This window comes from Algoriphagus yeomjeoni (assembly GCF_049821175.1).
GTDB lineage: Bacteria > Bacteroidota > Bacteroidia > Cytophagales > Cyclobacteriaceae > Algoriphagus > Algoriphagus yeomjeoni_A.
The window spans coordinates 2710353-2732883 of sequence record NZ_CP187512.1 but is presented as its reverse complement, the minus strand read 5'-3'; the positions used below and the strand labels follow the sequence as shown (position 1 = coordinate 2732883).

22 protein-coding genes are annotated in these 22531 nt (G+C 40.0%); 8 read left to right on the top strand and 14 right to left on the bottom strand.

Annotated features, from left to right (window positions below; genetic code table 11):
- The first annotated feature begins 123 nt into the window (after window positions 1-123).
- Window positions 124-678 (top strand): DUF2911 domain-containing protein, encoded by a 555-nt coding sequence (locus ACPUEN_RS10785; RefSeq protein ID WP_425635892.1) that lies wholly within the window; start codon window positions 124-126, stop codon window positions 676-678.
- Window positions 679-685: 7 nt separating this feature from the next.
- Here the strand turns inward: ACPUEN_RS10785 and ACPUEN_RS10780 are convergent, their stop codons facing one another.
- Window positions 686-1984: an acetylxylan esterase gene (locus ACPUEN_RS10780; protein WP_425635891.1), complete on the bottom strand. Its 1299-nt coding sequence runs from the start codon at window positions 1982-1984 to the stop codon at window positions 686-688.
- Window positions 1985-2227: 243 nt separating this feature from the next.
- On the opposite strand from ACPUEN_RS10780, the gene ACPUEN_RS10775 reads away from it, so the two are divergent.
- On the top strand, window positions 2228-3406 hold the full coding sequence (locus ACPUEN_RS10775) for a dicarboxylate/amino acid:cation symporter (protein WP_425635890.1): 1179 nt from the start codon (window positions 2228-2230) through the stop codon (window positions 3404-3406).
- A gap of 8 nt (window positions 3407-3414) precedes the next feature.
- Here the strand turns inward: ACPUEN_RS10775 and ACPUEN_RS10770 are convergent, their stop codons facing one another.
- From ACPUEN_RS10770 to ACPUEN_RS10760, 3 genes are all read right to left on the bottom strand, one after another.
- Window positions 3415-4383, bottom strand: coding sequence for a DUF1593 domain-containing protein (locus ACPUEN_RS10770; RefSeq protein ID WP_425635889.1), 969 nt, complete (start codon window positions 4381-4383; stop codon window positions 3415-3417).
- A 47-nt stretch (window positions 4384-4430) separates the two neighbouring features.
- Window positions 4431-5057, bottom strand: a complete 627-nt coding sequence (locus tag ACPUEN_RS10765) for a response regulator (protein WP_425635888.1) — start codon at window positions 5055-5057, stop codon at window positions 4431-4433.
- Window positions 5058-5145: 88 nt separating this feature from the next.
- On the bottom strand, window positions 5146-7140 hold the full coding sequence (locus tag ACPUEN_RS10760; RefSeq protein ID WP_425635887.1) for a tetratricopeptide repeat-containing sensor histidine kinase: 1995 nt from the start codon (window positions 7138-7140) through the stop codon (window positions 5146-5148).
- Between the two features lie 121 nt (window positions 7141-7261).
- Here ACPUEN_RS10760 and ACPUEN_RS10755 point away from each other — a divergent pair, with 121 nt between their 5' ends.
- The 3 genes from ACPUEN_RS10755 (at window position 7262) to ACPUEN_RS10745 (ending at window position 9235) form a co-directional block, all read left to right on the top strand.
- Complete coding sequence (locus ACPUEN_RS10755; RefSeq protein ID WP_425635886.1) at window positions 7262-8266, top strand: hypothetical protein; 1005 nt, start codon at window positions 7262-7264, stop codon at window positions 8264-8266.
- 339 nt (window positions 8267-8605) lie between these two features.
- A complete protein-coding gene (locus tag ACPUEN_RS10750) occupies window positions 8606-8935 on the top strand; it encodes a hypothetical protein (protein WP_111610803.1) in 330 nt (109 codons plus the stop codon).
- 72 nt (window positions 8936-9007) lie between these two features.
- The gene (locus ACPUEN_RS10745; protein WP_425635885.1) at window positions 9008-9235 is read left to right on the top strand and encodes a hypothetical protein; all 228 of its coding nucleotides are present in this window, start codon (window positions 9008-9010) and stop codon (window positions 9233-9235) included.
- Window positions 9236-9246: 11 nt separating this feature from the next.
- On the opposite strand, the gene ACPUEN_RS10740 is transcribed toward ACPUEN_RS10745, so the two are convergent.
- From ACPUEN_RS10740 to ACPUEN_RS10715, 6 genes are all read right to left on the bottom strand, one after another.
- Window positions 9247-9555 carry a hypothetical protein gene (locus ACPUEN_RS10740; protein WP_111610805.1) on the bottom strand — a complete coding sequence of 103 codons (309 nt, stop codon included), beginning with the start codon at window positions 9553-9555 and terminating at the stop codon, window positions 9247-9249.
- Window positions 9556-9805: 250 nt separating this feature from the next.
- Window positions 9806-10258, bottom strand: coding sequence for a hypothetical protein (locus tag ACPUEN_RS10735; protein ID WP_425635884.1), 453 nt, complete (start codon window positions 10256-10258; stop codon window positions 9806-9808).
- A gap of 99 nt (window positions 10259-10357) precedes the next feature.
- Window positions 10358-11014: a hypothetical protein gene (locus ACPUEN_RS10730; RefSeq protein ID WP_425635883.1), complete on the bottom strand. Its 657-nt coding sequence runs from the start codon at window positions 11012-11014 to the stop codon at window positions 10358-10360.
- Complete coding sequence (locus ACPUEN_RS10725) at window positions 10998-11489, bottom strand: RNA polymerase sigma factor (RefSeq protein WP_111610808.1); 492 nt, start codon at window positions 11487-11489, stop codon at window positions 10998-11000. The genes ACPUEN_RS10730 and ACPUEN_RS10725 overlap by 17 nt, the downstream gene beginning before the upstream one ends.
- A 194-nt stretch (window positions 11490-11683) precedes the next feature.
- Window positions 11684-12574 carry an alpha/beta hydrolase gene (locus ACPUEN_RS10720; RefSeq protein ID WP_425635882.1) on the bottom strand — a complete coding sequence of 297 codons (891 nt, stop codon included), beginning with the start codon at window positions 12572-12574 and terminating at the stop codon, window positions 11684-11686.
- A gap of 155 nt (window positions 12575-12729) precedes the next feature.
- Window positions 12730-14403: an N-acyl-D-amino-acid deacylase family protein gene (locus ACPUEN_RS10715; RefSeq protein WP_425635881.1), complete on the bottom strand. Its 1674-nt coding sequence runs from the start codon at window positions 14401-14403 to the stop codon at window positions 12730-12732.
- 380 nt (window positions 14404-14783) lie between these two features.
- On the opposite strand from ACPUEN_RS10715, the gene ACPUEN_RS10710 reads away from it, so the two are divergent.
- Window positions 14784-16616, top strand: a complete 1833-nt coding sequence (locus ACPUEN_RS10710; protein ID WP_425635880.1) for a rhamnogalacturonan lyase — start codon at window positions 14784-14786, stop codon at window positions 16614-16616.
- Window positions 16617-16731: 115 nt separating this feature from the next.
- Window positions 16732-17469, top strand: coding sequence for a phytanoyl-CoA dioxygenase family protein (locus tag ACPUEN_RS10705; RefSeq protein WP_425635879.1), 738 nt, complete (start codon window positions 16732-16734; stop codon window positions 17467-17469).
- Window positions 17470-17551: 82 nt separating this feature from the next.
- Here ACPUEN_RS10705 and ACPUEN_RS10700 read toward each other — a convergent pair whose 3' ends face one another.
- From ACPUEN_RS10700 to ACPUEN_RS10690, 3 genes are all read right to left on the bottom strand, one after another.
- The gene (locus ACPUEN_RS10700) at window positions 17552-18733 is read right to left on the bottom strand and encodes a hypothetical protein (protein ID WP_425635878.1); all 1182 of its coding nucleotides are present in this window, start codon (window positions 18731-18733) and stop codon (window positions 17552-17554) included.
- 167 nt (window positions 18734-18900) lie between these two features.
- Complete coding sequence (locus ACPUEN_RS10695) at window positions 18901-19833, bottom strand: ornithine cyclodeaminase family protein (RefSeq protein WP_425635877.1); 933 nt, start codon at window positions 19831-19833, stop codon at window positions 18901-18903.
- 182 nt (window positions 19834-20015) lie between these two features.
- On the bottom strand, window positions 20016-20930 hold the full coding sequence (locus ACPUEN_RS10690) for a toll/interleukin-1 receptor domain-containing protein (protein ID WP_425635876.1): 915 nt from the start codon (window positions 20928-20930) through the stop codon (window positions 20016-20018).
- 204 nt (window positions 20931-21134) lie between these two features.
- Here ACPUEN_RS10690 and ACPUEN_RS10685 point away from each other — a divergent pair, with 204 nt between their 5' ends.
- Window positions 21135-21584, top strand: a complete 450-nt coding sequence (locus tag ACPUEN_RS10685) for a KTSC domain-containing protein (protein ID WP_425635875.1) — start codon at window positions 21135-21137, stop codon at window positions 21582-21584.
- A gap of 67 nt (window positions 21585-21651) precedes the next feature.
- On the opposite strand, the gene ACPUEN_RS10680 is transcribed toward ACPUEN_RS10685, so the two are convergent.
- Window positions 21652-22383, bottom strand: a complete 732-nt coding sequence (locus ACPUEN_RS10680; protein WP_425635874.1) for a DUF3667 domain-containing protein — start codon at window positions 22381-22383, stop codon at window positions 21652-21654.
- Window positions 22384-22531: the final 148 nt, after the last annotated feature.

Sequence of the window (22531 nt, the reverse complement as noted above, 5' to 3'; positions counted from 1 at the left end):
ATTTACTCAGGTAAAAGCTAAGGTCACTTTTCCTAGTATTTGCCTTGAGAATCTACAGGAATGGCGGAATTGCTTCAGTTTAATTTGACTAATTTGCTTCACTACTAACAATACTATATCTCTATGAAATTCCTTGTTTCCTTTCTAATTCTTTTAGGTAGTTTTTCCGCCCTAGTCCATTCTCAGGATTTCCGAGGCACGGATAAAAGCCCAATGGATGTCGCTTACTTACCGGATAATTTTGCGCATGATCGTAAAGCGGGAGAAGAAGCAATAGCCAAAGTATACTACAGCAGACCAAACAAGTCTGATCGAGTGGTTTTTGGAGGAATTGTTCCATTTGGGAAAGTGTGGAGAGTGGGAGCTAATGAAGCGGTAGAATTCAAGGCATTCAAAAACTTGACAATAGGTGGCAAAGCGCTCAAAGCAGGTACTTATTCTCTATTTGCAATTCCAGGAGAAACAGAATGGACTATCATTATCAGTTCTGATCTGGATTACTGGGGAGCATTTAAGTATGATGAAAGCAAAGATGTGACCCGTTTCACAGTAGCATCTCAGTCGCTCCCGAAAACTGTGGAGGCATTTTCGATTCGATTTGAAGACTTAGGAAATAATACAGCAGTAATGCGATTGGGCTGGGATCAGACTTTGGTAGAAATCCCTGTTTCTTACTGATCCTAACTCATAAAAACTTCTTCATAAACTGGATGAAGACAGGATAGTCGGAGGGAATAGTCCCATGCCCACCATCATGCATGTAGTACCCAAGTTTATTTTCCAGCAATGAAGTGTCTCCCGCAGCAGGCATTTCATTGTTTTTTGGACCCTTTTCACCAAAAAGTTCATAGACTTCAGTGGCTTCCTGAGCAGCAATAAACTCACCTTTTGGGTCAGACCAATAATCAGTATTTCCTGTTTGCAGCAATAAAGGCCTTGGGGCGATCATCGCTACAAGTGCATGAGCATCAAAAGGGAAATCATTCACATGGGTGGAATAGGCATGATAATTTGGTGAAAACTGATAGCCATACCTGGAGGAATCAGACATGTGCTTAATGTTTTCGCCGTAATCTCTTCTGGCAATAGCAGCCCCACCTTCTCCTGAGCAACTTGCTATTATCATTTTATATCTAGTATCTCTAATTCCCGTCCAAAGCACGGTTTTACCTAAGCGGGAAACTCCCATAAGCGCAATTCTACTGGCATCAATCTGCTCGTCTTTTTCAAAATAGTCCATGGCTCTACTTAGTCCCCATGACCAAGCCGAGATTGTGCCCCACTCATCGGCCTGTGGCTTGGTTTCACCAGATTCCAGGAATTCCTTGCGTATTCCATGCTCAAAACCACCTTTGAAATCTGGATCTATGTCACCATAGTAAACGGTAGCGAAACCGTATCCAGCATCAATGAATTGCTCCACGTTGGTAGCCCGAAAAGCAGTTGGTTGATCAGCCTTGACTTTTTTGCCTTCTCTGTTCCAGATTTCACCAACTCGTATTCCTGGATCGTCGACGGAAAGATTATTGGCGGTGAAAGAAATGGTGAAGAAAACGGGTGTTTTTTCGGTAGAATTCTTGGGTAAATAAATGAGCAAATCCATGGGATGGTCTTTGCTGTTTTCTGTTAAATATATTCTGACCTGCCGGCGAATTGCCTTGCCGTTTAATGCCTCGCTTTCCTTATCAAAAACTTCATAGTCTATTGATTTTGGAGCTGGAGGGGTTTTTCCATACTGAAGTTCTGCAATGAAATTCAAAAGCTCCGGTCTTCGTTCATTCATCCAAGTCTCTGAATTAGTGACTTTTTTACCATTCTCTAGGGAGAGCAACTCTGGTAAAGTATAAGTAGGAATGGCCTCTTCGTCGTAATTGACAGGGAAACCTGCGACTAGTTTTGGTGGCTCCTGAGCAATAGCTAGAAAGTTGATGGATAGCACAATTGTAAACGCTAGGTATATTTTTTTCAAAGGAGTTCTAAGCATGGTTTGGGGATTATTGTTCTCTCAATATGTTAAATGAAATTGATTTGACAGTCCTGGTGCTGAGCAATTTGAAAGAGAAAAGGTTAAAAATTTGCTGGCACTGTATTATGTTAAACATTTATGTGTCTTGAATCTTGGCTTTTGAATAAATTTTAATCGGTTCAATTCTAAAATCCTATTCTTATATCTTAGCGATTCAAAAAAATAGGCTGTTTTCCTTTCCCTAAAGAATTCCAATCATCAATGAAGCAAATATTCTCCAATCTCCTCTTCAAAGTATTCATCGCTATTGTGCTAGGGATAGTTTTTGGTCTGTATCTGCCAGAATCCATCAATCGAATTTTCGCTACGTTCAATGCCTTCTTTGGGCAATTTCTGAATTTTGCCATCCCATTGATTATTCTTGGATTGATCATGCCGGCGATTTCTGATTTGGGTAAGGGAGCCGGGAGATTACTGCTGATCACCGCAGCTATTGCCTATGGGTCTACGCTTTTCTCAGGCTTTATGAGCTATTTCACTTCTTCTACTATATTTCCATCACTTCTCGCTTCACATGTGAATGAGGTGGCTGAGGTGTCTGATGGAGGGGAGGATTTGGTGCCTTATTTCAGTATTACCATTCCCGCTGTGATTGATGTAATGTCTGCTTTGGTGCTGGCATTTGTGATTGGTTTGGGGCTTTCGTACCAAGAGAATTCCACGTTGAAAAACGTGGTGAAGGATTTTGAAACGATCATCATGCAGGTGATCGAGAACGTAATCATTCCACTCTTGCCTATTTTCATCCTGGGTATTTTTGCCAATATGGCCTATAGTGGGCAGGTATATTCCATACTATCCGTATTCTTAAATATTATCGGAGTAATCTTCGCTATGCATATTTTCCTGCTTTTGCTTCAATATGTGATAACAGGAGCAATCGTTAAGAAAAACCCGTTCAAGTTACTGGCTACGATGATGCCGGCTTATTTCACGGCTTTGGGAACGCAGTCCTCTGCTGCTACGATTCCGGTCACCCTGGAACAAGCAGAAAAAAATGGAGTTTCTCCGAAGATCGCTGGTTTTGTAATTCCCCTTTGCGCGACCATACACCTTTCCGGAAGTATCATGAAAATCACTGCCTGTGCCATGGCTTTGATGATTTTGGAGGGAGTTCCTTTTGATTTTGGGATGTTCGCTGGCTTTATTTTCATGTTAGGTATAGCCATGGTTGCTGCTCCTGGAGTTCCTGGCGGAGCGATTATGGCAGCAATTGCAATTCTGCAATCTATGCTTGGATTCAGTGAGGAAATGATCGGTTTGATGATTGCACTTTACATTGCAATGGACAGCTTTGGCACTGCGTGTAATGTTACTGGCGATGGAGCAATTGCCTTGGTGGTAGATAAGATTACTGAGAAGGAAAATGCGGCGGCTTAATCGCTGAGCTATTTCAAAATATCCATTCTATTCTTCCAGTCTGTAAGAAATTCTTTTCGCCATTTATTGACGGTTTTGGCGCCATTCCGCTTGTTTTCTACCAAGGAAGGATCAGGCATGTCTGTCCAATAATTTGGGCCATGCTCAGTTTTAATGAACTGACCTCCCCAGCTTGAACTTTCCGGATCTGAAGGATCTCCATGTAGCATATATAAAACAGAAGGTGTGTCACCCATCTTGATGTCTTTTTTCTTTCCGTAAAAAAGATCTCCTAAAGTACCATGGTCTTTGATATGTGCACTTACAAAGGTTTCATTCCCATAATCGTCCTCTTGATATCCACCCATATACATTCCTCTGAATGTGGTATTGTTTTCTATGAACCATAAATCTGGGTGTTGCTCGAATATGTAATTTCTTGCGTTGGTATCCTGCACAGTATTCCATGATCCAATCGCGTAAACCCGTATTTTATCCTTGATTTCAGGAGAAAAATGTAGCGCCTGAGCAACATCTGTCAATGACCCCCAAACAAGCACGTAAAGTGGTCTTGAATCTTTCTTTTTTGCCTCCTCTACAATCAACTTTGCACCCTCAGAGATATCAGAAGTAGGTGATGGGCCTTCCTGTGGTTCAATCGCTCCCTGAGCTGAAACTGACCTAAGCTGCTTAGGAGAAGGATACTCTTTTGAGTGAGCTATGAGCTTTGGATAATCTTTTTTATAGGCATCAATTACTTCTAAAATATGCTCTTTTCTCCCTTCATAAGGAGGAGACGAAACTATACCCACTATCTCCAAGGTGTCTGCATATAGGAAAAGATGAACGAGTGATTGGTAATCATCTGGGTCACTTCCTCCAATATCTGTAGAGACTATTATTCTGTTTTTTGGTACTTTATGCTGACAGGAGGTAAGTCCAAAGAAAAGGAGATCAATAGGGAAAAGTGAAAGATAAAATACGTTCTTAGAAATCATGATATAAAGTATCCTTAAAACTTCAAGTAAGAAAGCGGGTAAAAAACCTACGCTAGATTATGAGCGTGTGCATAATTGACCAAGCCAACCAAAGTCGAGCAATCAATTTTTCGGAGGATATTTTTACGGTGAGTTTCTACTGTTTTCTCGCTTATAAAAAGTACTTCGGCAATCTGCTTGGTGGAGAAATCCCTTGCTATGAGTTTAATGATTTCTGTTTCCCGAGGTGAAAGGTCACTTTTTTCCGGAGGGTTGTTAAGCTGTCTGACCAGTATCTCTGAGATTTCGTCACTGAAATATTTTTTACCGGAAGTGACTTTATCCAAAGCTTGCATTAAAGAAGAATGAGCATCATTCTTCAATACAAAACTATCAATGTTTTCTTTTAGAAGTTCCTTCACTACCGAAGGGTCATCATGCATGCTAAGTACGATAACTTTGATGTCTGGATTAATCGAATGAGCTATTCTGATGATTTCCAAACCTGAAAAATCGGGCAATTCATAATCCGTAACGAGTATTTCGAAATCTTGTGTTTTTAGAAGTTCAATAGCTTTTTGGCCACTGGAGGCAGTTGCCGAAACCTCATAGTCATCCAAGCCACTCAGAAGACTTTGGGTGCCTTCAAGCAATATCTTATGATCATCTATTAAAAGTATTCGGTACTTTTTCATCGTCAGTTTTTCAGTCCTACTTTTAAATAAACTCAGCATTTTTTATTACAAAGTACGCTGCGTTTACTGTTTATTTCAATACCTACGACTAGGTATTCATCTCTGCCTCAGTCCTTTTGAAAGCAAGATACTTATCGATAGTAATAGTAAGCATGGTGTTTTTTCGTCCTTGCTTGGTATCGATATCCATAGATCCTTTGATGAGATTCAATCTGGTATTGATATTTCTCCAGCCATTTCCCCTGCTGTTTTCAAAGGTTTTTAAATCAAATCCATTTCCATTATCCTCCACCGTGATAATTACCTCTTCCTCATGTGCGGTAAACTGAATCAATAGCTCCGTTGCTTCGGCGTACTTCAGCACATTCGATATCCATTCCTGCAAAATTCTGTAGAGAGAGATTTCAAAAACCTCATTTAATCGCTCCTCTATTCCAAATACCTGAACTTTTGCAATTACTTGATTTGACTTGTTAATCCTGGCAATTAATTCCTGCAATGCTGGAATCAGGCCTTCATTTGTAAGGACTTGAGGCATTAGGTTAAAGGCGATATTTCGTATCTCACGCTGAATGTCATTTAGCAAAACTGTAGAATTATCGACTATCTCGTTTCGGACCAGAGGGTCATTACTAGTATTCTTCAAGCCTTGGATATTCATCGTCAAAGCACTCACTAATTGCCCCATGCTGTCGTGAAGGTCAGATGCAAAACGCTTTCTTTCTTTTTCCTCACTGGAGATAACTGCTTGAATTTGAGCCTCCCGAAGTCTGGATTTTTGCTCGCTCAGCACCTTCTGCTGATTGATATTTGCTTGTTTTCTCCAAAGGTAAAACACCAGTAATATCAGCAATAGCACCAGGATCAGCGCTATAATTATGGTACTATTTCGCTGATTGGTCGCTTGTTGAATACTGTTTTCTTGATCTAATAAAATGATTTGCTGGTCTTTCCTTTCTGTTTCGTATTTGGTTTCCAGCTCTGCGATTTCCTTATTCGTCTCAATGTTCAGCAAACTATCCGCATATACTTTTTGAAACTTGTGTGCTATCAGTGCCTTTCCAAATTGATTATTCGCCTCATAAACCTCTGCCAATAGGCCATAGCCATCCTTAAGGCGGTTAAGGTTGTCCAATTTTTTGGAGAGTTCTATACTCTGCTCAGCGAATTTAATCGCTACAGGGATGTTTTTTCGTTTGAGTTCATTTTGAGCCAATGAATAAAGGAGGATAGAGTAATCATAGTCATTCTCATAGCTCCCAGTGGAATAGACAGCCATAGCTTTTTCAAAATAGCTGTTGGCAAGATTGATATCTCCCTTTTCCGAGAATGCATGGCCTAGATCTGTGTAAATGAGTGCTTGGCTTTTTGTGTCGTTGGCATCAAGTGCATATGGCAGTGCCTCCTGAAAGTAATAAATAGCGGAATCCTGATTAGCTAGGCGATCATACACATTTCCAATGTTCAATAAGGTTTTTTGAAGGTTTTGTCTGAATTGGTCTTCTGGCAAGGATTTTTTGAACTCAAGCGCCTCGAAATAATAGGTTTTTGCTTTGTCAAACTTTTCATTTAGGAAATGCACATTACCAATATTGGTCAGTATACTTCCTTTCATACCCTGATCTTCCAAGCTATTGATAATTCGAAGTGCCTCCAATTGATATTCCAGGGAGGCGTCATAGTCTCCTTTGTTTTGCAGGATCAATCCTAAATTCACTGACGTGACTGCAACACCCCGTTCATTATTTAATGAAGTGTATAATTCGCGGGTTTCGTCTAGGTAATATGCTGCTGAATCATAATCTGATTTTGCCCAAAAAACTACGCCAACATTATTAGAAGCATACGCTTGTAAGGCTTGGTACCCATTCTTCTTAGCGATGGAAATAGACTCGTACCCATATTCCAACGCTTTTGGCGGATCTGAATACTTCAGATGCCAGCAGAGATCTCCTAATACAGAAGCTTTGGTCGAATCATCTGGTTGATTATTTAAAATGTTTTGAAGGCTGTCAATCAGTTCTGTTTGTCCGTGGGAAACAAAACTATATAGACAAAGAATAAAAATACAAAGTGGTCTCAAGACAGCTGGTTTAAGCTTATATACCTACCATTAGGTATGGCAAAATACCTAATCAACCTTATTGAAGCAAGTGCTTTTAATTCAGTTATTTGTATCAATTAGAATATAAAATTCTTGAACTATGAAAAACACTTTATTAATCTTTGCCTTTTTTGTCTGCACCATAGCAAATGGGCAGCTAGTGACTAGCAAAAACCTTAGCGATAATAGCTATGGAGAAAAGAAATTGAAGGATGCTCCCAAGAAGATTTATCTGAATCAATTTAATATCAATTACCAATTAATCGCTGCAAGTTCCGAATCAAGTTCAGGTGGCAAAACCAGAGCTGAAATGGCTGTGGGTATGGTTGGAATTGATGTAGATATCATGCAAGAAATTACTGATAATGCTTATGCAATGGTGGTGAAAAAATTAACTGATGCCGGAATCGAGATTGTCAGTTCTTCTGAGGCTGAAAAGACTGATTTTTATAGTAATTGGACAAAAGCCCAAGGAGGGAATCCTTCCAAAGCTCAACTCCTAGGTTATGTAAGCACAGTGCCAACTGGGTTTGACTTTTTTTACAAAAAAATGGATAGTAAAGGGAAAACCAAAGGCTCTTTTATCGTGGATACGACACCCGCTCTATCTAAAGATTTGGGAGATATTCCAGTATTCGAAGCAAATATCAGCTTTCAGTTTGTGACCATTGAGGGAAATAGTTCTTATGTAACAGATGCTACCAAGATGAAAGGCGTGGTAGAATATCAAATCCCAGAAGTGGCAATAGCCAAATCAGCAGAAGGGTTTTTAGGAGGTAAAATTGAAACCTCTAGAGTTGCTGCCCGGGTGGTGTGGAAAGGTGGAATGAATGGTTCTGGAGCCAACACTATTTTATCCTATAGCCCTAAAGGTAAGATTGAAATCCCTGGGGTGATGGAAGAAAAGAAGTTTAAGGAGTATGTAGCACCTGATATGAGTTTTAATACCACATTTGCGGGTGTTGCCTACACGAATGATAAAGAGCTGGAAGTATCACATCAGGTGAAAGCTGATCCAGGTGCTTATAAGGCTAAAACTCAAGCGGCACTGAACGAGTATTTGAGTATGGTGGTCGATAATTTTATAGCTAGCCTGGGAAATTAATCTGGAGGGTAAGCGAAATACTGAGGCCTTGATCTGATTGGGTGCAGATCAAGGCCTTTTTTTTGTCTCAGCACTTAATTTCAATGATTGGGAAGAGGGTTCTTTTATCTGAAAAGAACGTTCTCTAAAGTCCCCATTTTGGGGTAGATCAGCCGCTATCTACTAATCCTTCGGTTGCCTGCCGGGCTATTCAAAAATTCCAGAATACTTCCCCTATATTGTTTTTGAAAGGGTTTTTAAATTTTTATAACTTTTAAAGAAATAGAATCATCGATGGAACCTGTCTTGTATGATAGAATTGAAATAGATATTCCGTTTTTTCACCAAACATCAAACTTTATGAGCACTTCCAAATCAATGACCACTTACTCACAAGTATTAAATCAGCTGCCAGCCAAAGGCTACGGAAAAGAATTAACTGTCAAACGTGCGGGAGGTTCATTTGACGGTTCTGACAAAATCTATCAACCCGAGCAATTAAAGATTGTGAAGGTATATAGGTTCGAGGGAGAATCTGACCCATCAGATATGGCTGTGATATATTTATTACATAGCGCTGAAGAAAAAGGTTTTTTACTTAATGCGTATGGTACTTATTCAGACATGGACAATCAATATTACGATGATTTTATTAAGCGGGTACCTATAGAAGAGATAGAAGGAATGTAAGCTATTTAGCCATGTCGCCTCCTTCAGGCATAATCCCTTTCCATTTCTACTAACCATTTAACATCTACAAATATGCTTTTCATTAACAACCAACCAACAGGATTATTTCCGGCATTTCTACTGAGTAAAAAGAAGCATGATGTAGATAAAAGGACTACCCGAAAAACTCCAGGACAGACTGGAGATACGAGGCCTCCCAAGTCCGAAGAATTCAATGAAATTGAACGGAAAAACAATCTAAAAAATGATGTTCAGGAAGAAACGGTAGATAATGAGGAGCGTGATAAAAATAGTAAATAGGAGAGTAGTTCTTAATCTGCACTCCTATTTTTATCACTGGTATTTTCATCAATGATTGTTTCCAATTTTTTAGCTCTCTGATTTTCTCCTGCCCATTCGTATAGTTTTGAAGCTTTTAGTCCAGCTTTTTCTACGAATCCCGTTTTGTCAATTTTAGCAAGCCATCCAATGAACTTCCGCATCAGCTTAAAATAAGGTGCCAAAAGCAAGGAAGAAAGTGCTATGAGCAACCAACCCAAGGGTACGAAGGGAAGCAGAAGCGAAATAAGTCCGCCTATGAATATCAAAGTAGCAATAGTTGGTATGAATAGTTTTCTCAAATCGTAAGGTGAAATACTTTATAGGAAAGTTAAGGTGATAACTGAATAAATGGTTTAACTAAACCTGATATCAATGTAGATATGCCTATCAGTTATCAAACCTATATATGCCCTTTAGGGTTCAGATAAAGCATGCCAAGGAGACCTCCATGAGCGGAATTACTTTGTTGGAATGTAGAATTGAGGAGATAAACAGCGAATATTTTAATCAGCTTAAAACCTTAACTCTACTATCCCAAGACACTTTTATTTAAAGAACTTTACCTTCAGCTACTGCTACAGAGTCCATATGGCGGCCAATAAATAGACCTATTAGCATCCCGATACTCACGCCCAGCGCAATCCCTGAGGATCTTTCAAAGCGCTCGCCAAAAAGAACTCCTAACACCACTCCAAATGCGCCTCCCATGGATACGCCTAAAGATGAATAATATCCTGCCGTGATGAGAGAATGGTTTTCCTTCAAGTATTCTTTAAAATCTTTGATGATTTTGCCGAAGTGTTTTTTGTTATCAGCAAGGGGTGAAGTCAAAGTCAAATTATCCAACTTAGTTTCAATGGCTTGAATCTCTTCTGTCGAAAAATCTCTTCCTTTTAGCTTCTCGAGGATTTGAAGGAAACTCGTGTAGATTTTGATTTGGGACTTCGATGAACTCTTGTTTTGTAAACGTTCAACAATGTCGTAAGCTTCTTGAATTTTCATACTATTTATTGTTTTCTTGATTAGTGGCAGAAATCAGTAAATATTACATAGGAAAGATATTTTTTTAAAACTAGGATGTAACTATTTGATTTTTAAGTGTTAGTTGTTCAATGTTTCCAGGTCGCTCATTAATTCTTTCATTTTATTGAAGACTCTTCCATAGACAAGATTTAAATCCCACATATAGATTCTACCCGAAAAAAATGCTAACAATCCTAAAATCAAAAGTACAATCGCAATCCCTAGGGTTGGGATTCCGAATAGTAAATCTATTTCAGGAAACTGTATCATGATCTTATTTACCAGTCTTTCTCCAAGGAACATTCCTTCTGCATCCTTAAACCATAAACCCAAAATAATGGACATGAAAGAAATTGGATATAAGAACATCGCTATTCGCTTGTTGATTTCAACCTGTTTATTTATCCAGTGATTAAATTTTTTAAGGTATTCGTAGCTGTTTTCACCTTTATCGATTGTCTCTAGACTCTTCAATAGACTTCTGTTGATGGCCACCAATACCATCAGCGTTACGAAAAATATAATGCCCATGATTGGGATACCAACTAGGTAGGATATTAACAGAAAGACAAATGAAAACACAACAATTGCCTTCAGGTTTATCCGGAACATTCTAGTGAACTTATCGATGATATGAATGGATTTTTGAGCGTAGAGGTCATTGATTTTAGGCGCAATTAATGCGTCACTTTTCAGAAAACCCTCTTTCCATATGTTTTCAATTGATCTTTCCATCTAATAATTTCTTTAGTCTTGATTTAATTCTTTGAACACGGACTCCAATGTTATTATAATTTGTGCCAATGATGTCAGCGATTTCCTTGTATGATTTTTCCTCTAAATAAAGCATGATGATCGCTCTATCTATTTCTGAAAGTTGTCGAATAGCATCGTATAGGAGATTCAATGATTCGTCTGAAAATGCATGATTGTCAACTGTATCCAGATAAGGCATGGAATCTGACACGAAATGCTGCGTGTTGTTTTTCTTTTTCTTTAGTAAGGTCAGGCAGACGTTTAGAGAAATCCGGTAGACCCAAGTACTCCATTCTGATTCAGCTCTGAAATTATCCTTACTTCTCCAAATCTGTAAGCAGACCTCTTGATAATAATCTTCGAAATCCTCCTGCGAACTTGTATAGGCCCGGCAAAGCTTAATGATTATTCCCGAAAAGGGTGTTATAGAAGTATTGTAAAAGTCCTGACTCAAATCGTTTTATTTGGTTAGTGGCTTCAATCAAAAATTATTACACTCAACTTAAACTTTTATTAAAAAGAAAATTGCAGATGAAAGTCCAGGTTGACGGACTCAGCTTGTCTTCTTTTCTACAAATACTAACTAAGGTGGATACTCTAAAGAATTCAATTTATTGAATAAAAAATATTTTTGTGCCAGTTGCCTTTTTACTCTCGCCCCAAAACCCAGGGATACGCTTTTTTAAAACCATTTTTCCAAACCGAATTGGAATGACCAAATCCGTCTTCCACATCCACCTTTATATTCTCTTTGGGTACTCCGTGGTTAAGGAGAATATTCTGCATTTTTTCCACATTTTGCAACATAGCCCGCTCTAGGTTGCCCCCATTGAAGTAGATTTTTTGATTGAATACTTGCTCATTGGTTTCATGCCATTTATATACCTCATCGTTGATCCAAAATGATGGGGAGAACACAATAGCTCCTCCAAAAACTTCCGGGTACTTCATCAGCATATAATAAGACATCAATCCCCCAAGAGATGCTCCCCCAATGATCGTAGCGCTAGCTTCTTTCTTCGTTCTGTATCTTGTATCTACCCAAGGCTTGACAGTTTCAACTATCCATGCGGCATGCTTATCCCCGCTATAGCTCTTATCTGCGAACCAGCCCATTTCGGGTAGGGGTTTGTATTCCTCTGTTCTATTTTTGGAATTATATAGACCTACTACAATCGACTGCTCACCGCCAAGCTTCCCCAAGCTATCGATGACTTCATCAAGCTCCCACTCTGTACCTTCCTGGATTTTTTGGTCAAATAGGCTTTGTCCATCTAAAAAGTAAATGACCGAATAGCTGGCGCTATCTAATTTATAGTTTTCAGGCAAATAAATGGCAATTGTCCTTTTCTCATTTAGGTAAGCCACTGGGATACTGTCATAGAGAATTTCCACATTGGGAGAGGCTGTTGACTTTAACTGTCTGATCGCTTCTTGACGTTTTTTCTCATGAATACCATCTGATATTTTCTTGGTTCCGATGAAAACCCCTACAAGCAAAAGTATTAACCCGACGAGATATAAAAGTTTAATTTTCATTGGCACTGAGGTAACATTGGAGCAAACAAGTTTGGGGTCAGGTTTCTTATGGAGTCTATCAAAACCAGTGATTCAAATTCAGTTACTAATAACTCACGGATATCTATTCTGTTGGGTTTGTAATTAGGTAATACAAAATGAATGTTTAGAAAGGGCTATTCTTTAAACCCTGGACCTTTTACTACTTGTCCTGGAAATGCTCCTGTATGTTCTCCATTTTGGAGAACGGGTGTTCCGTTTACAAGAACGTGAACCATTCCAGTCGCGTACTGCATAGGCTCTTCAAAGGTAGCATGATCTTGAATTTGAGTAGGATCAAAAATTGCCAGATCAGCAAAATACCCTTCTTTTAAAGTACCACGCTTTTTGATTTTCAGGTTTGTGGCTGGCAAAGTTGTCATTTTGTAAATAGCTTGTTCCAAAGAGATTACCTTTTCCTCACGAACATATTTGCCGAGCACTCTGGCAAAATTCCCAAAAGCTCTAGGATGGTAGCTTGACTTGAGAAATACTCCTTCTATGGAGTAGGAGCCAGCATCTGATCCAAAACTCATGTAGGGAAGCGCCAGCTGTTTTTTTACATTTTCTTCAGACATCAGAAAATATATGGTTCCAACTCTACTGCCATCCTGAACCACCAAATCCATAGCAGTTTCTTCGGGAGAAAGCTGTCTCAGCTCTGCCACTTCTGCCAGCGTCTTGCCAGTAAGATATTTCAAGCTGTCGTTTTTAAAACCAACTAGTATCATTTTGTCTGGACCTTCGACCGCTTGCATCAGACTTTCCCACTCATCGGTAGGAGTCTTCATCTCCTGAAGTACTTGTTTACGAATTACAGGATCCTGCAAGCGCTCAGCCCATTTGTTATATCCACCTTCTTGTACCCATGGAGGCATCGCAGCATCTAAACCCGTAGCTCCGGCTACGTAGTTATACATGTCTGTCGTAATCTCTAATCCGGCCGCTCTTGCCGAATCTATTTTGGCAACCACCGCATCGTATTTTCCCCAATTAGCTTGTCCACTTTCCTTCAAATGATAAACTTCTGCCCGAATTTTTGCTTCATCAGCAATTCGGATCAGTTCGTCCAAGCTTTCTAATAGCCTTCCTCCTTCACTTCTCATATGTGAAATATACATGCCATCATAAGCTGCAGCTACTTTACAGAGTTCTATGAGTTCTTCCGTACTGGCGTAAAAGGCGGGAGCATAGATTAAGGAAGATCCTACGCCCAATGCACCTTCTTCCATAGCCTGCTTAACCAGGGATTTCATAGACTCCAATTCTTCCGCTGTTGGAGCTCGGTCTTCGTATCCTAGCTCATGGATTCTAACGGTGGTGGCGCCAATGAAGGAAGCCACATTGGTGGAGACTCCTTTATCCACAAGAAAATCAAGGTATTCACCGAGAGTCGTCCAGCTGATTGGGAATTTAATGTCTCCCTGCGATTTTTCCTCATCCACTTTCATCTCATCAGTGAGTGGGCCCATGGACCAGCCTTCACCAAATACTTCCAAAGTCACGCCTTGCCGGATATCACTTTGGGACTTTCCATCTTCGATTAGGGACTCCGTTGCCCAGCTCAACATATTGATAAAGCCTGGAGCTACCACCAAACCGGTCGCATCTATTTCTGATGTGCCAATAGCATCTTGAAGATTACCGATGGCAGCAATTGTATCTGCCCGAATGCCTATATCTCCAACATAGCCAGGGTTTCCAGATCCATCGATGATTTGACCATTTTTGATTAGGATATCGTAGGATTCGGGATTTGAACAGCTGAAAAACACACTGGTAATTGTGAGAAAAAAAAGGAGTGCTTTCATGGAGTTGATTTTATTTTTAGAAAGGTATAGTAAGATCCATATTGGGCTTCATTGTTATGCGGCACGAATTAATAATGGGATTTTAACTTTTTTATTTTCTGAAGTTACTATGTTTTCAAGGATTGTATTCTACTCGCTTTTCAAAATTGGGGTTTTCAAACCAATGAAGTTATCGATCAGGGAAGAATCAATGTCTAAACCTCTTGAGGTATTTTATCCGAAATGCGATACCCTTAAGTTGGGTTCGGATAAAAGGAATGGGATTGCTTTTTTTAAACGGTTGAGGTCCTTTCACTTTCTTTAATAGATTTGTTTAGGGAGATAACATTGATTTTGGGTATAAATCGTACATCTGAAAGTCTTCCTTTAATGCAAATCTCATGAGAAATAGACTCTTTATTTTCGTCCTGATTTTATCCATAATCCCAACCTTCCTGAGTGCTCAACGCCAAATGGAAAAGCTAGATCGTGGTTTGGTAGCCATAAAAACAGCGGAAAAAAAAGTGTTTGTTAGTTGGAGATTGTTTAATGACGACCCTGATGATATTGCCTTTAACCTTTATCGAAAAAATGGCAAAGGCGAAGTTTTGAAAATCAATGAAGCGCCTATCGAGAAAGTGACTTGGTTTCAGGATGAGTCCTTTGATCCAAATCAAGAGCATACTTGGTATGTGAAGTCAGTGAAAGGTAAGCAGGATTCTATTGAAAAAGGAAGTTTTACAATTGCTGCCTTAGCGCCGGCCAAACCCTACTTTTCTATTCCTATGAAGAATCCTGAAGGGTATGTGCCAAATGATCTTTCGGTGGGCGATTTGGATGGTGACGGTGAGTATGAAATTATAGTGCATCAGGTCGGGCGGAGTCGTGATAATTCCCAAAAGGGAATCACAGATCCACCTATTTTTCAAGCATATAAATTAGATGGTACGTTTCTTTGGGAAATTAACTTGGGTAAGAACATCCGAGAAGGAGCTCACTACACTCAGTTTATGGTTTTTGACTTGGATGGAGATGGTAAAGCAGAATTTGCCTGCAAAACTGCCGATGGCACCACCGATGCGTTCGGGAGCGTAATCGGAGATCCTTCAAAAGACTTTAGGGATTTGGATGAAAAGTCCGCCACTTTTGGAAAAATATTGAGCGGACCGGAATACCTAAGCGTTTTCGAAGGAAGCACAGGCAAAGTCTTACACACCATAGATTATATTCCAGGTAGAGGGAATTTAGCTGGCTGGGGAGGTATAGGTGGGAATGGTGGAAATGACAATACCGGTAATCGAGCGGATCGCTTCACGGCATGTATTGCCTATTTGGACGGTATTCACCCAAGCTTGGTCATGGGAAGAGGATATTATGGTCGGACAGTGTTAGCTGCCTTTGATTTCAGAAATGATCAACTTCAAGCCCGTTGGGTATTTGACTCAAAAGATGGGGAGAATCCGTATTCAGGCATGGGTAACCATGGACTCTCTGTAGGTGATGTAGATTTTGATGGGAAAGATGAAATAGTGTATGGAGCTATGGTCGTGGATGATACCGGAGAAGGTTTGTACACGACTGGGTTCAGGCACGGCGATGCCCTTCATGTTAGTGATTTGGATCCTTCCACACCTGATTTGGAGGTTTTTGGAATTCATGAAATAGAAGATGGGACCAAGGGACCTGGAGTGGTACTTTTCAATGCTCGACATGGTGACGCCCTTTTTGAAGCAGCCCCGGATATAGATGTGGGTAGAGGAGTAGCTGCCAATATTGATTCCTCCCGAGTTGGAGCACAGATGTGGTGGTCGGGAGACCCCAATTTATATGATATCAAAGGGAATGTAATTGGTGAAGCCCCTAGGGAGAAAAACTTCCTGATATGGTGGGACGGTGATTTGTCTCGCGAAATCTTGGACCGAAATAGAATTACCAAATATGGGAAAGGTCTGATTTTCGAAGCTGAAGGAGCAACTTCAAATAATGGCACAAAGGCTACCCCAGCTTTATCCGGTGATATTCTAGGTGACTGGCGCGAAGAACTGATTTTACGAAGTGAAGACAATTCTGAACTTCGCATTTATTCAACCACCATTCCAACAACTTTTAGAATGCCTACGCTCATGCAAGATTCTCAATATCGTTTAAGTATTGCTTGGCAAAATGTGGGCTACAACCAGCCTCCTCACCCAAGTTTTTACCTTGGGACTGGAATGAAAAATGTAACGAGATAAGCTGTTGTTGAGGGATCGATACTGAAGGAAGATTGTCACAATTCTGACATTATTTTTCAATCAAAATGGAATGATTTGATTGCCAATTCTTAGTTTAGAAAAAAAATATCCAGCTATGCTCACGGCACAGGAAATCGAATTTTTGGAAACTTATGGCTACCTTAATTTGGGTCAGCTTCTGACCGACGAAGAGGTCAAACAAGTCAATGATAGAATAGCAGATTTAATGCAGACCGAGGGAGAAAATGCTGGAGCGGAATTAGCTGAGTCCAAATATATCAGGCACCCAAAAGAAGAAGGAGCGGACCGCTTAGCCGATTTGGTTAATAAGGGGCCTGTCTTCGATATTTTTTATACGCATCCTCGAGTGCTGGCTGGTATAGAGGCAGTTTTAGGACAGCAATACAAGTTATCCTCACTTAATTATCGGGCTGCAAAACCTGGTATGGGGCTTCAGAAACTTCATGTAGATTGGAAAAACACGGTTGTCAATGGAGCGTACAAAGTCTGTAATAGCATTTGGCTATTTGACGACTTTACCGAGCACAATGGTTCTACGCGGATCGTTCCAAAGTCCCACAAGTTAAGTTCTCTTCCTGATGAGGTGATGGCAGATCCTCTTGACAAACATCCCGATGAAATCCGGATTATAGCGCCAGCAGGCTCAGTTTTTATCTTCAACTCGCATGTCTGGCATGGAGGCACCATGAATGAAACTGAAAACGTACGAAGGAGCATTCACAGCTATTTCTGTAGCAGAGAGCAGCCTCAGCAGATCGACCAAAAGAAATACATCACTGAGGATACTCTGAAGAGGATTGGTGAAAAGGGAAGGTGGACTTTGGATGTTTAAGGATGAGTGAGATTTATGGGAAGTAAACCCAGTCATTTTTAAGTCAATTGCTCAACCATAAACAGGTGACAAACTATTGCCGCTATATATACATCACAGCAGAGTCTTCTACGTATTTGGCAGGATTGAAGCTGGAGTAGAATTTATTTCTGAGGTTATTTAGGGGACTATTCATCGCCATTATTTTAGATGTAAATTCTACTGGGAACTTGGTAGTGTCCGAGTAATTCTTCAAAAGAGTGTCGTATTGATCAATATTAGCCAGCATTCTAGTGGTGAGCTGCCCAAATCTAAGTCGTAAAGATTGGACCTTATACATGTAAGTTTCTACCTGACCGAGCCATTTACCTCTAGTGTCAGGAGATTTATCCAAGTACATGATTTTATCAGAAATTGATTTTCGGCATTCATTCTTGAACTGCTCTCGTTCAGAATCAAGTGTGGCTTTTAAATACCTGCTTTCAAAACGCTGTTTATCAATAGCGAAGTAGCTCATTTGCTCATTTAGCAAAAGCGCATTTTCCATCTGAAGTTGCTCTAGTTCTTGATTAATCAGATTCCATTCGTGATCTATGATTGATTTTTGCTGTTCAAATTGACTAGAGATAGTCAGTATTCTAAGCATCTCAGGAGTCTTGTCATATAGATCCTTTTCTTTTTTTCCTAGTGTTCCAATCAGGCTGGTAACACCAGAAATGGCAGTATTTACCATGGTGCCATAAAGCGGAACTGCTGAAGATGCAGTAGAAATCAAGGAAAGAGAATTTTGGAGTAATCCAGACATCGCATCTGACTTACCATCTTTCTCATACCATTTATCAAAGTCAGTTTTCCAAGTCGTAAAGGACTTGTATTGTTGGATTTTGCCAATGCTTCCCAACTGATCAAAAAAGGACTGAGAGGAGAGAAATAACTCAAGGGGCTGAATGTCCCGTTGGATGCTCAGCAATTCTGTGAAAGCAAGCTGTCCGTTAAGATTTATCTTTGTTTTAGGAGCTTCCTCCAAGATTTTCAAACGTGAATCAAGGGCGATTTGGAGTTTTTCCATATCCTCAATTTTTTCCTTATCCGAAGCTGTTTTGTTGTCAGTAGCTGCGAGCTTTTCAGTGAGTCCGTTGACAATCTCCTCGTTTTTTTTCAGCTTTTCATTGAGCTCCTTCAGTTGATTGTCACGATCCGTTTTGATTTGTTCAGTTATTTCCGTCTGAGCTTGCGAATAGGCAGCTGTAACCAGAAATAGGAAGAGAAATAAAGGCGTTTTCATGTTTTTCTCAAGAATGGAATAGATAAGGCTAGCTATAGATTTTAGCAAATTTCTCCTAGCGAATTCTAAGCCAATTTAGAAGCCTTGAGTCTTAGGCCAAAATCTAGGGTTGAAAAGCCGCTGGAAGATGGGTTTCCATTGAAAATCAGACCTCTGAAAAGTAATTCTTAGAAGCTTTTGAAAACCAATAGCGCTGCGGCGAGATCTTCGATTGCCAAACCAGCAGACTTGAAAAGTGTGATCTCTTCTCGAGAGCTTCTTCCTTCGTGATTGCCTTTCACTAATTCTACAATATCAGCTTTGATATCTGATTCGGTGATAATCCCATCTGCGATAGGCAATGCAAGTTCACCGGTTTCATGGAGTGCGCCTGCTCGTGAATCCACGAAAATGGAACTCTTGCGAATGGAATCATCATCAGTTTCACGGGTGGTTGGTTTATGTGATCCTATCAAGTCCAAGTGAGTTCCTTGTTTTATCCATTCGCCTTTTATAATGGCAGTTTTTGAAAGAGTGGCACAAGAAATTATATCAGCCCTGCGAGAGGCTTCTTCTAAGTTTGTTACTCCTTCTGCCAAAATCCCTTGGGACTTCAGGTCAGCTACGAATTCTCCCATTTTGGCTGGATTTCTCATCCAGACATTTACATTTTTTAAGTTCCTGATGGTTCTATGCGCCTGAACTAAGTGTTTTGCCACAGATCCTCCCCCCACAATTAATAGATTTTCTGCATCTTCTCTTGATAAATAAGCGGAAGCAAGCGCGGAAGTACATGCCGTTCTTCTGGCTGTGAGTTCAGTGGCATTCATTATAGCCAGAGGTTTACCTGTTTTGGAATCACTCAAAATGTATTGAGCAAAAATGGAAGGCATATTTTGGGTGGCATTCGCAGGTACGACGGTGACTTGTTTCATGCCCAGGTATTCGGAGTTCCAAACAGGCATAAGAATCAAGGTGTTCTCAATTCCTTCTGGAGTATGGTAAAAATGGTGATGCCGTACTGGCATAGTATAATCTGACTGGAAAATATCCCGAAGTGCCTCTATCAGTTTTTCGTAATCTAGAAGTTCAGTGATTTTCTCGTCAGGTATAAGTAGCATATCTATTTCTTGAATTGGTCAAAGGGGTGAAGTTCGAGAAATTCTTCAAAAACATCCTTCAATTTGCATTTTTAGCAAAAATGAATTCAAGTGTAAACTTTCTAGCATTATACCGCAGATATACCCAGTTCTAAGATCGTTCTGAATAAATTGAGATGGAGTAGGTTTCCTGCCTCAAAATCTCACCTTAAATACTCTCTCAATTCTCCTTCTATCCCCACAGGAAAGCCTTTTTTCTCTTCAACGCCCACGTAGACCAAGCAGCTGGAAGGAGTGCTTTCAAAGATGCCTTTGAACTTGGCCAGCCATAATTCTAAGTGGGCTTTCAGTTCTTTGAGTCTAGGGATATCAGAAAGAAGCGCTCGGTTTTGCTTGAGTAGATCCAAGGCTGATTGGTTGTATTCTGCCAAAACATTAGCCGTATAGGCGCGAATCGTACGATGAAGGATCAGTTCGTTTGCCGTCATCTGATCAAAATATTCATGAAAGAATTCCTCGTATTGTAGGCGCTTGGTATCTGGAATTCGGTCTTTGACTTTTTGGGCCAGTTTGTTCCGAAGTTTTACCTGCGCCTGAAATGTAGTCCAAGCTGTATCCAGTACTTCCAGCAAACTTTCAGCGGCTGCTTTATTTGAAATGGGAGCAGGGGTTTCCTTTGCACTAGCTTCAGCTCCTGGAAACTCGGCTTTACTCAAATCAAAGGGGGTTTCTTTGGCCACAGCATCCAAGATCAACTGCTTGGCAGTTTCCTGATCCTTTCCTACCAAATCTGCATAAACAAGTGATTTCAGCATTTTCGGTGGAGTACATGGTTTTACCTTGAACGGGATGATCATCCGTTTTGCTCCTGTTGGATCGGCTTGAAAAGCTGCTGCCCATTCAGGCATGGTATAAATTGAAGCAAAATAATCCTGTGAGAAAATAGCGATAATTTTATCAGACTCCGCAGCATGGAGCATTTCAAAACCGAAATTAGAACCAGGTCGAAAATCCTTTGCCTGTAAAACCGTCGTGTAACCAGCCTCTTCCAGGATTTTGCTGATCCAAGTAGCCCATTGCACATCATTGGCAGTATAGCTTATGAAAAAATCTTTCATGGTCTGTTAGTTAAAAGTCTGATAATCTGTTATTCGCCTTTGCGAGCATTTGAATAAATATAGGAATTTAAGGTTTGAGTTTTTTAGGGTTGTGCGATTCAAAGTTTAGCGTAGTAAAAATGGAGTTGCTATATAAAGGCAAGACTAAGTAGCAATTACCGTCAAATAAAAACCTACTTTTGCGGCCGCAAAGAAAAAACACGAATGAAACGCATCAACGAATACAAGAAGCTCTTTGGAGTAGAAAAAGAAATCGATTTGGCAACTCTTAAGAAGACTTACCGCAACTTGGTGAAGGAGTGGCATCCCGACAAATTCCAAGATGGCGATGCGATGAAAGTGGAGGCGGAGCTACAAAGTAGAAGGATTATTGATGGGTATCATTTTTTGGTGAGTATTGCTCCAGAGACCCATACAGCTAACCAAGAAGCTTACACAGAGATGATCAATGTTGCCGGAATTGCTGATTATCATCACAAGGGTATGGTATTGGAAATCACGTTTGTGGATGGAAATACCTACGAATACTTTGGTGTGACGCCACAAGTTTTTCAAAAAATGATCAATAGCGACAAAATCAACCGCTTTGCCAAGCGTGCTATCTATCCGAATTATACCTACAGAAAGTCTAAGAAGAGCTCGGAGCAGGAGTAGGTTTAGGAGTTGTCAGTTGAAATTACTGTGTTTGTCACCCTGAGCGAAGTCGAAGGATTGTTGGTTTTTACTTCAAATAATCAATCAAGAACCCGATGAGAATTACGATTAGTGTGAATGTGACAAACCCAATTAGGTAGGCTAAAAACGCTTTTACATAGTTGAATAACTTCTTTTTATTAAAGAATTGCCCTATCGCCCAGGAAATGTAAAAGAAACTCAATAAGGCTCCTTTATCCAATATTTTCACATTTATCAGACTTTCGATAGCTCCAAAAACTGCGAAAAACAGCATTCCCATTCCCATGGTGAAGCATAGTAGGATGAGTATTTCGAAAAAGTTGTAGCTGTATTTTCTAAAGAAAACCTTTATCCAAAAGCCTATAAATAGTGCCATCAGGATATTGGCGTAGCCATAGTTGCCAGAAACCCACTCGAAAATCAAGGAGGTGGTAGTGGTGTCTCCTGTGGAATAATTAACGTAGCCATCCTCAAATTCAAACAGCTGTTGGGAAAGAGTGTAGATCAGAGAACAGACTATTATGAAAACGATGGGTTTTACGATCCGATTTCGATCTTCAACAATAAATTCCTGTACGGTTTTTCCAGGCCTGAGAAGCAGTTCTTTTATAGTATATAAAATACCCTTGTCAAAGTTAAGGACACTTCCGATCTCATTGAAAACATATTTTCTATCGATCCTTTTTAGCGTTACTGGAGAACCGCAGTTAAAACAATAGCTGCCGCTTAGCTTGGTTTCACATTTTTTACAATAGGCTTCACTAGTTTGATCCTGCATGCAGCTTTTTTTAAACTCTATTTTCGATTGACCTTCCCTATTTCTAAAGTATATAAATAGTGCGTCAAATAAAATCTCCCATTTTTGACATTGGTTCCTTTAGTCCTTTTGTCTCCGGAAGCTGGACTTAATGAGGAAGGATTTCAAG